Source organism: Eggerthella sp. 1_3_56FAA (assembly GCF_000185625.1).
In the GTDB taxonomy this organism is placed as follows: domain Bacteria; phylum Actinomycetota; class Coriobacteriia; order Coriobacteriales; family Eggerthellaceae; genus Eggerthella; species Eggerthella lenta.
In genome coordinates, this window is the sequence record NZ_GL622579.1 from 648038 (window position 1) to 654748 (window position 6711).

Annotated in this window: 5 protein-coding genes, 1 tRNA gene and 1 pseudogene; 4 read left to right on the plus strand and 3 right to left on the minus strand. The window is 68.7% G+C overall.

Features of this window, described 5'->3' with window-relative positions; translation table 11 throughout:
- Window positions 1-1108, minus strand: a pseudogene (locus tag HMPREF1023_RS02815) (PD-(D/E)XK nuclease family protein); the annotation flags it as partial.
- Between the two features lie 50 nt (window positions 1109-1158).
- Between HMPREF1023_RS02815 and HMPREF1023_RS02820 the strand changes: the two are divergent.
- The 4 genes from HMPREF1023_RS02820 (at window position 1159) to HMPREF1023_RS02835 (ending at window position 5588) form a co-directional block, all read left to right on the plus strand.
- Window positions 1159-2088: a DMT family transporter gene (locus tag HMPREF1023_RS02820; RefSeq protein WP_226844467.1), complete on the plus strand. Its 930-nt coding sequence runs from the start codon at window positions 1159-1161 to the stop codon at window positions 2086-2088.
- Between the two features lie 57 nt (window positions 2089-2145).
- A tRNA-Glu gene (locus HMPREF1023_RS02825) sits at window positions 2146-2220 on the plus strand.
- Window positions 2221-2483: 263 nt separating this feature from the next.
- The gene (locus HMPREF1023_RS02830) at window positions 2484-3854 is read left to right on the plus strand and encodes a glycosyltransferase (protein ID WP_009608374.1); all 1371 of its coding nucleotides are present in this window, start codon (window positions 2484-2486) and stop codon (window positions 3852-3854) included.
- Window positions 3855-4067: 213 nt separating this feature from the next.
- Complete coding sequence (locus HMPREF1023_RS02835) at window positions 4068-5588, plus strand: DEAD/DEAH box helicase (protein ID WP_009608372.1); 1521 nt, start codon at window positions 4068-4070, stop codon at window positions 5586-5588.
- 358 nt (window positions 5589-5946) lie between these two features.
- Here HMPREF1023_RS02835 and HMPREF1023_RS02840 read toward each other — a convergent pair whose 3' ends face one another.
- Both HMPREF1023_RS02840 and HMPREF1023_RS15630 read right to left on the minus strand, forming a co-directional pair.
- The gene (locus HMPREF1023_RS02840; RefSeq protein ID WP_009304638.1) at window positions 5947-6219 is read right to left on the minus strand and encodes a hypothetical protein; all 273 of its coding nucleotides are present in this window, start codon (window positions 6217-6219) and stop codon (window positions 5947-5949) included.
- Between the two features lie 48 nt (window positions 6220-6267).
- Entirely contained in the window at window positions 6268-6639 is a 372-nt protein-coding gene (locus HMPREF1023_RS15630) for a DUF1667 domain-containing protein (RefSeq protein WP_009304639.1), read from the minus strand.
- Window positions 6640-6711 lie beyond the last annotated feature (72 nt).

Consider the following 6711-nt stretch of genomic DNA (forward strand, 5'->3'; position numbering starts at 1 on the left):
CCGTGCGGTCCCCGCGCCACGCGGCATCCAGCTCGCAGGCCGTTCGGATCCCGATGCCCGAGAACGGTCCGAGCGCGAAGTCGGACGCCTGCGCGATGCTCCATGCGCCGCAGGCGAACGCGTGCAGAGCGAGAAACGCGCGTCCGAACGCGGTGTCGGCGAACGCCCGGCTCGCACTCACGGCCGAGGCGGCGCCCGCTTCGAGCAGCGCGCCCGCAACGTCGTCGAACAACGCGCGAGGATCGCGGGCAGTCACCGCAACGGGCAGCGGATCGCGCCCCTCCTCGACCGCGCGGAGGCGCTCGTCGGCCACGGCCTGCGCCACCGTGCTCGCCACGAGGGTCGGCGCGGCGTAGCGTCCCGCCGGAAGCAAGAAGCGCACCCGCCCCGTCGGGCGCAGAGGCTCGGGCATCGCGGGCTTGAACAGACGCTCCAACAGCCCTTGCAGCTCGGAGGCGCGCCCGTCGGCACCCGACGGGGCGCGGCAGCCGTCATCGAGGCGAACGACGTCGGTCCGCTGCGCGAGCGCGGCCGTCATCCGCTCCTCAGCGCAGTCAAGGTCGTCGAACCCGGCCAGCACAAGGGGCGCGGGCGCCTCCATAGCCTCGGGAAGCAGAGCCGCCGCCTGCGACGATTCGCAGCACCCCGCCTCCTGCAGAAGCTCCGCGTAACGCTCGAGCACCATGAGCGCATCGCGCTCGGCCGCGCTCAGACCGGCGTTTGCGGCGACCGGCGCCGTCAGATGCGGCAACGCCTCGCGCGCCAAGCGCGCGAGCAGGCCGACGACGCCCGGCGTGGCTTCAAGCGCCGTCCGTTCGGTCTCCAAGCAGGCGCGGCGCACGAGCAATGCGCGATCGAACGACGACACGATGCGGCGCCCGTCGCCGAACAGATCCCACCTGTCGCGCACCCACATCATAGGCGTCTCCACGCGCGCTCCCAGCGCGCACGGCCCCTCCGCGAGCGCGCGGCGCACGCGGTCGGCAGCGGCGGGACTGGGAACCAGCAGCACGGGCGCGAGACCCGCCGCCAGCCACGATTCCAGATATGCGCGGGCGGCGTCCAGCACGTCGCCCGCATGGTCGAGTATGTGATGTTGAAAAGGCATGCCGCCTATTGTACTCGCCCGCCGCGCGGGCGTGCGCTACAATGGCCGCCATGCAGAAGAACACCTTGAAATACTCCGCCGTCGTGTTCCTCGGCGGCGCCAGCTACGGCGTGATGGCCGCCACGATCAAATGCGCGCTCGCCGAGGGGTTCTCGTGGACCCAAACCGCCGCCAGCCAGGCGTTCTTCGGCGCGCTGCTGTTCGCCGTCGCCTTGGCCGCGCTGACCGTCCTCGGCAAGCGCCCTGTACCGCTGTCGCCCAAGCGCGTGCTGTCCTTGCTGGGGCTGGGCCTCGCCACATGCACCACCTGCGTGCTGTACAACTTCGCGCTCACCATGCTGCCCGTGTCCGTGGCCATCACGCTGCTGTTCCAATTCACCTGGATCGGCATCGTATTCCAGGTGGTCGCCACCCGTCGCAAACCCCGCCTCGCTGAAATCGTCGCGGCGGCCGTCATCCTCGGAGGCACCCTCTTGGCGAGCGGCCTGTTCTCGAACACGGTGGGTCATCTCGACCCGCTCGGCATCCTCTGCGCGCTGCTGTCGGCCGTCAGCTGCGCGACGTTCATGTTCCTGTCGGCGCGCGTCGGCTGCGACCTGCCGCCAATCGAGCGCGGACTCGTCGTGTGCCTGGGCGCGTGCATCCTCGGCTTCGCCGTGTGCCCCGACTACTTCTCAAGCGGCGCGCTGCAGGCCGGCATTTGGAAGTACGGGCTGATCCTGGGCGTATTCGGGCTGTTCGTGCCCGTGGTGCTGTTCGGCATCGGAACGCCGCACCTCTCGGCGGGGCTGTCCACCATCATGGCATCGTCGGAGCTGCCATGCGGAATAGCGATATCGGTGCTCGTCCTGTCCGAACCCGTGGACGCGCTTCAGACGGCCGGAATAGCCGTCATCATGCTGGGCGTGGCGGTATCGCAGCTGCCCAACCTGCTGCCGCAAGGCGCGTCCGCTCGCTTTCGAAAAAAACGCTTGCAATGACGCGCTCGCTTTGTAATAATGTTCAGGCTGCTTTTCCAGCTAGGAATCGCGCAAGCCGTCCCCATAGTCTAGAGGTCAGGACGCGGCCCTTTCAAGGCTGAGACACGGGTTCGATTCCCGTTGGGGGCACCACGAAATGCCAGGCCGGAAGCTCATCGCTTCCGGCCTTTTTCTTTGCCTGCGTCTTTCGTGTGCCAACATGTGCCGCAATCGACATGTTCGCGCTTCATCGGACCCGCCGCCGCGTGGGCGAGCCGGCGAACGTCGGACGCCGGAGAGCCTGCCGGATCAACCCGCTCCCGCGCATCGCCGTCGAGCCGCTCCCAGATGCGGCGATGCGATGGGCGCCCCGCACGCTCGCACCGAACGCCGCCCGTTTGCGGTATGATTATGACATGGACACCGACGAGAACACTGCGCGCCCGCTCGCGCCGGAAAACGAACCCGCCTCTATCGAGCTGGCGGACGCCGACGACGGCGCGCTCGCGCCTCCCGAAGACGAGCTGAAGAAGCCCCTGGTCATCGTGATGCACGCATCGGTGGGCTCCGGCCACCGCAGCGCTGCCTACGCCGTCGCGCAGGCGTTCGAGCTCATGCGCGACGCGGACGGCGAGCGGACGGACGGCCAGCCTCCCATCCCCGACGACCTCGACATCGAGGTGATCGACGTGCTGGATTACGGCCGCATCGTGTTCGACGGAAACAACGCTGCGTCGCTGTTCACGGGCGCCACGCGTCCCATCTACGACCTCACCTGGCGCTTCACGCTCACCGGACGGCTTCTGTGGGGCGGCGGCTCCATCTGGTCGCACCTCATGTACTCGAAGTTCACCGACTACGTGCGCGACAGGCAGCCGCTGGCCATCGTGTGCACGCACATCACCGCCGCCAACGTGGCCGTGGCGGCGCGCATGCTGACCGGCCAGCACTACCCCATCGTGTGCGTTCCCACCGACTACGAGACCGAGGGCCTCTGGCCGCACAAGGCCGCCGATCTGTTCTGCGTCGCGAACGAGTCGATGGCCGAGACGCTGCGCCCGCGCAAGGTGCCCGAGGAGAGCATCCTCATCACCGGCATCCCCACGCGCGACGATTTCCGCCGCGCCTACGACCGCCCCTCCGTGCGCGAGCAGTTGGAGCTGCCCCAGGATAGGCGCATCGTGCTGGCCTTGGCGGGCGCGTACCTGCCCCGCCCCTACGTGCACTTCCGCACCGCGCTGGACAAGCTGCTGCCCTACCTGCACGGCTTCGACGACACGCTGCACTTCGTGTTCGTGGCCGGAAGCGACGCCGACTACGCGCGCCACCTGCGCCAGGAATGCGACGATCTGGGGCTCTCCAACGCCACCGTACTCGACTACGTGGACGACATGGCTGCGCTCATGGCGGCCAGCGACCTGGTCATCTGCAAGTCGGGAGGCCTCACGGTTACCGAGTGCCTGTGCGCGCAGGTCCCGATGATCCTTCTGGGCAAAGCGTACGGCCAGGAGAAGGTGAACGTGCAGATGCTCACCTCGCTGGGCGCCGCCATGCACGTGACCACGGCGCGCGAGCTGCTGGACACGCTGCGCCACGTGGCGCGCAACCCCGAAAGCGCCCACGCCATGCTGATCAACGGCAGCTTCCTGCGCCACCCGAACGCCGCCGAGGACATCGCGAACGCCACGCTGCGCCTGATAGCCGCGCCGAAGAACCCCGACGACCCGCGCTACCGCAAGCACCTGCTGCACTTCTACTGGGGAAAGAAGCCCGCCCACATCCGCTAAGGGCGCAGACGGGGTTTCGCGTCGGCTTGGTACCAGGTTTGTGCATTATGCGCTCATCGGACCGGAGGTCGACCGATGAGCGTATACTGGTTGTTCGGCGCCCGACGTTCGCTCGGTTGCGCCTCGATCTTCCGAAATGCATGACGCGGCGGATCGACCCCGCACCTGCAATCAGCGGCACCCGTGCCGCACCGACACAGAAAACAGAGACAAATGAAGCAATTCAACGAACTCGGCCTGTCCGACCAGGCTCTTGAAGCCGTCGCGCGCCTGGGCTACGAAGCGCCCACGCCCGTCCAGGAGCAGGCCATCCCTCTCGCGCTCGAAGGGCGCGACCTCATCGCCGCCGCCAAGACCGGCACCGGCAAGACCGCGGCCTTCTCGCTGCCCTCGCTCGACCGCCTGGGCCATGCCAAGGGCGGGCAGGGCCCGCTCATGCTCGTGGTCACCCCCACGCGCGAGCTGGCCCAGCAGATCGGCGAGGTGTGCACCGCCATCGCCGCCTCCACGCATCACCGCATCCTCACCGTGGTGGGCGGCCTGTCCTACACCCCGCAGATCAACAAGCTCAAGCACGGCGTGGACATCCTCATCGCCACGCCGGGCCGCCTGGTCGACCTCATGGAACAGGGCGCCGTGCGCCTCGGCGACGTGGAGGTGCTCGTGCTGGACGAGGCCGACCGCATGCTGGACATGGGCTTCTGGCCGGCCATGAAGAAGATCATCGGCGCCACGCCCGCCTCGCGCCAGACGCTGCTGTTCTCGGCCACCATCGACGCGTCCATCAAGAACAGCGTGGGCAAGCTGCTGCACGACCCGGCGTTCGTCGAGATCGCCCACAAGGGCGAGACGGCCGACACCGTAGAGCAGTACATCGTCCACGTGGCGCAGACCCTCAAGCCGGCGCTGCTCAAGGCCGTGCTGGCCGAGAAGGGCTCCGACCGCGTCATCGTGTTCGCCCGCACGCGCAGCCGCGCCGATTCCACGTGCCGCCGCCTCAAGCGCGCGGGCTACACCGCCGAGGCTATCCACTCCGACCGCAGCCAGGCGCAGCGCCGCCGCGCGCTCGACAACTTCGCCGCCGGCAAGACGGGCGTGCTCGTGGCAACCGACGTGCTGGCGCGCGGCATCGACGTGGAGGAAGTGGACTACGTCGTGAACTATGACCTGCCCACCCAGCCCGAGGATTACGTCCACCGCATCGGCCGCACGGGTCGAGCGGGCGCCGCGGGCTTCGCCGTGTCGTTCGTAAGCCCCGAGACGGCCGACGCGCTTCGCGACATCGAGAAGCTCATCAAGCGCCCCATTCCCGAGATGGAGGTGCCTTCGTTCGATGCCGAGCAGGCCGCCGAAGAGGCCGCGGGCAAGGCCGCCCGCGCCGACGCGCGCCGCGACCCCGAGATCAAGCAGGCCGCCAAGGAGATGGCCGCGCGCGAGCGCAAGAAGGCCAAGGCCCGCGAGCAGGCGCAGGCCGAAGACGCGCCGAAAAACGCCCCGAAGCGCAAGGCGCCGAAGAAGCCCGTCGCGTCGAAGGGCGCCCAGCCGAACCGCCAGCAGCCGGGCCGGGCGAACGCGAAGCAAGGGCAGCCCGGCCAGCGCAGCGGCAAGCCCGCGTCCGGAGGCGCGCGCCCCGCGCAGTCTTCGGCGAAGAAGGGCGGTCCCGATCTCCGTCCGGGCCGCGCTCATCGCGCCAGCCTCGCCCAGCAGCGCAGCAGAGGCGGCAAGCGCAAATAGACGTCATGGACGGCGGGAAGCGAAGCATCCCCGGTTCCCGCCGCCCGCCGCATTACTCCTTCTGCGTTGTAAGGCATGCGAGAAGACCCGGCAGCGCGAACTTCGGGTCCAACGTGCGGCAAAACCGGGGGTTTGGCAGTCTCGAGGTGCCCATGACGACCATGTTCCCGTTTCGGCAAACCGTGAACTGGGGGTTTGCTTGGAAGCTGTTCGGCGAAGGGCGCGAAAACTGCCAAAACCCCGATTTTGCCGCATATGGGTTCGTGAAACCGTGCTCGCCGCTGAGTCCGCGCCGCCGAACGCCGGCTGCAACCTCAGCGCCGCCTCGTCGAGGCCGACACCCGCGCGCGGCAACCTCTTAGCCCAAGGGGTTCTTGTTCTGGTTGGCGGCCACGTGGACGAGGCGGTTGCCCAGCCACAGCAGGAACGCCAGCACGACGACGGCGCTGCCGGCCAGCATCCATTGGCCGCGCGTCAACTCCGCGATCAGCAGGAACACCACCACGGCCGCGGCGAACAGCAGCACGAGCGTGCCGAAGGCGACCAGAGCCGTAGCGGCCGTGCGGGCGCCGTTTCCCTCCTCGCGCTCCGGATGGGATCCTTGCTCGATCCGCTCGGATTCATCGTTCATATCGGAAGCCCTTCCCATCGACAACGGCCCGACGGGGGTCGCGTTCGCTCAGCATACGCTTTTCGTGGCGACGACGGCCACGCCGGTGCCGCATACGTCCTCGATCAGCACGTCTCCGGCCGCGACCGGCGCGTCGAGCCGCAGCGCGGCGACGGCGGCCAGCACGTCCTTCATAGCGGCTTTCGGCACGGGACGCTGCGTCTTCACGCTGACCGGCTCCAGGCAGCCGGACACGCACAGCACGGCGGTCACCATGCGCTCGGGGGCGACGGCCTCCTGCGCCGCGTAGTCGGCCCCGCGCTTGCAGGTATAGCCGGAAACCTCGCTCACCTGCCCGTTCTCGTCGAGCGCGACCTCTATACGGCAGCCCAGCGGGCAGCAGATGCACGTGTAGGCGGCGATGTCGGTAGCGAACTGCATCAGTCGGCGCCTCCTCCGGCCATGCCGGTCTCGTCGGCCACGCGCGCGGCCTCGTCGCGGCCCTCGACGCGC